1 rRNA gene is annotated in these 3,182 nt (G+C 56.8%); it reads right to left on the bottom strand.

The features are described 5' to 3' along the window. Position 1 precedes the first annotated feature (1 nt). Positions 2–3,125, bottom strand: a 23S ribosomal RNA gene (locus ABZY12_RS34155). Positions 3,126–3,182: the final 57 nt, after the last annotated feature.

Below are 3,182 nucleotides of genomic sequence, written 5' to 3'. Positions count from 1 at the left end.
TGAGGACAAGCCCTCGGCCTATTAGTACCGGTCAGCTCCACCCATTACTGGGCTTCCACATCCGGCCTATCAACCCAGTCGTCTACTGGGAGCCTTACCCTCTCAAGGAGGTGGGAATACTCATCTCGAAGCAGGCTTCCCGCTTAGATGCTTTCAGCGGTTATCCCTCCCGAACGTAGCCAACCAGCCATGCCCTTGGCAGGACAACTGGCACACCAGAGGTTCGTCCGTCCCGGTCCTCTCGTACTAGGGACAGCCCTTCTCAATATTCCTACGCGCGCAGCGGATAGGGACCGAACTGTCTCACGACGTTCTAAACCCAGCTCGCGTACCGCTTTAATGGGCGAACAGCCCAACCCTTGGGACCGACTCCAGCCCCAGGATGCGACGAGCCGACATCGAGGTGCCAAACCATCCCGTCGATATGGACTCTTGGGGAAGATCAGCCTGTTATCCCCGGGGTACCTTTTATCCGTTGAGCGACGGCGCTTCCACAAGCCACCGCCGGATCACTAGTCCCGACTTTCGTCCCTGCTCGACCCGTCGGTCTCACAGTCAAGCTCCCTTGTGCACTTACACTCAACACCTGATTGCCAACCAGGCTGAGGGAACCTTTGGGCGCCTCCGTTACCCTTTGGGAGGCAACCGCCCCAGTTAAACTACCCATCAGACACTGTCCCTGATCCGGATCACGGACCGAGGTTAGACATCCAGCACGACCAGAGTGGTATTTCAACGGCGACTCCACCATGACTGGCGTCACGGCTTCAAAGTCTCCCACCTATCCTACACAAGCCGAACCGAACACCAATATCAAACTGTAGTAAAGGTCCCGGGGTCTTTCCGTCCTGCTGCGCGAAACGAGCATCTTTACTCGTAGTGCAATTTCACCGGGCCTATGGTTGAGACAGTCGAGAAGTCGTTACGCCATTCGTGCAGGTCGGAACTTACCCGACAAGGAATTTCGCTACCTTAGGATGGTTATAGTTACCACCGCCGTTTACTGGCGCTTAAGTTCTCAGCTTCGCAACCCCGAAAGGTCACTAACCGGTCCCCTTAACGTTCCAGCACCGGGCAGGCGTCAGTCCGTATACATCGCCTTACGGCTTCGCACGGACCTGTGTTTTTAGTAAACAGTCGCTTCTCGCTGGTCTCTGCGGCCACCCCCAGCTCAGAGTGCAAGACTCATCACCGGTGATGGCCCCCCTTCTCCCGAAGTTACGGGGGCATTTTGCCGAGTTCCTTAACCATAGTTCACCCGAACGCCTCGGTATTCTCTACCTGACCACCTGAGTCGGTTTAGGGTACGGGCCGCCATGAAACTCGCTAGAGGCTTTTCTCGACAGCATAGGATCATCCACTTCACCACAATCGGCTCGGCATCAGGTCTCAGCCTTAATGTGTGACGGATTTGCCTATCACACGGCCTACACCCTTACCCCGGGACAACCACCGCCCGGGCTGGACTACCTTCCTGCGTCACCCCATCGCTTACCTACTACAAGTCTGGTTCGTCGGCTCCACCACTCCCCTTCACCCGAAGGATCCAGGGCGGCTTCACGGACTTAGCATCGCCTGATTCGATATTGGGCGTTTCAAAGCGGGTACCGGAATATCAACCGGTTGTCCATCGACTACGCCTGTCGGCCTCGCCTTAGGTCCCGACTTACCCTGGGCAGATCAGCTTGACCCAGGAACCCTTAGTCAATCGGCGCACACGTTTCTCACGTGTGTATCGCTACTCATGCCTGCATTCTCACTCGTGAACCGTCCACAACTCGCTTCCGCGGCTGCTTCACCCGGCACACGACGCTCCCCTACCCATCACAGTCCCCGTTGGGGGTATGTACTGCAATGACACGACTTCGGCGGTACGCTTGAGCCCCGCTACATTGTCGGCGCGGAATCACTTGACCAGTGAGCTATTACGCACTCTTTCAAGGGTGGCTGCTTCTAAGCCAACCTCCTGGTTGTCTCTGCGACTCCACATCCTTTCCCACTTAGCGTACGCTTAGGGGCCTTAGTCGATGCTCTGGGCTGTTTCCCTCTCGACCATGGAGCTTATCCCCCACAGTCTCACTGCCGTGCTCTCACTTACCGGCATTCGGAGTTTGGCTAAGGTCAGTAACCCGGTAGGGCCCATCGCCTATCCAGTGCTCTACCTCCGGCAAGAAACACACGACGCTGCACCTAAATGCATTTCGGGGAGAACCAGCTATCACGGAGTTTGATTGGCCTTTCACCCCTAACCACAGGTCATCCCCCAGGTTTTCAACCCTGGTGGGTTCGGTCCTCCACGAAGTCTTACCTCCGCTTCAACCTGCCCATGGCTAGATCACTCCGCTTCGGGTCTTGAGCGCGCTACTGAATCGCCCTGTTCGGACTCGCTTTCGCTACGGCTTCCCCACACGGGTTAACCTCGCAACACACCGCAAACTCGCAGGCTCATTCTTCAAAAGGCACGCAGTCACGACTGCATGTGCAAGCACATACAGCGACGCTCCCACGGCTTGTAGGCACACGGTTTCAGGTACTATTTCACTCCGCTCCCGCGGTACTTTTCACCATTCCCTCACGGTACTATCCGCTATCGGTCACCAGGGAATATTTAGGCTTAGCGGGTGGTCCCGCCAGATTCACACGGGATTTCTCGGGCCCCGTGCTACTTGGGTGTCTCTCAAACGAGCCGTTGATGTTTCAGCTACGGGGGTCTTACCCTCTACGCCGGACCTTTCGCATGTCCTTCGCCTACATCAACGGTTTCTGACTCGTCTCACAGCCGGCAGACTGTGAAAGAGAGATCCCACAACCCCGTATGCGCAACCCCTGCCGGGTATCACACGCATACGGTTTGGCCTCATCCGGTTTCGCTCGCCACTACTCCCGGAATCACGGTTGTTTTCTCTTCCTGAGGGTACTGAGATGTTTCACTTCCCCTCGTTCCCTCCACATGCCCTATGTGTTCAGGCATGGGTGACAGCCCATGACGACTGCCGGGTTTCCCCATTCGGAAACCCCCGGATCAAAGCCTGGTTGACGGCTCCCCGGGGACTATCGTGGCCTCCCACGTCCTTCATCGGTTCCTGGTGCCAAGGCATCCACCGTGCGCCCTTAAAAACTTGGCCACAGATGCTCGCGTCCACTGTGTAGTTCTCAAGCAACGACCAGCCACCCATCACCCT

Origin of the sequence: Streptomyces sp. NPDC006551 (assembly GCF_040611675.1) — a bacterium.
In the GTDB taxonomy this organism is placed as follows: Bacteria; Actinomycetota; Actinomycetes; order Streptomycetales; family Streptomycetaceae; genus Streptomyces.
The sequence above is the reverse complement of the archived record's forward strand: the minus strand, read 5'-3'. Positions and strand labels throughout refer to the sequence as shown.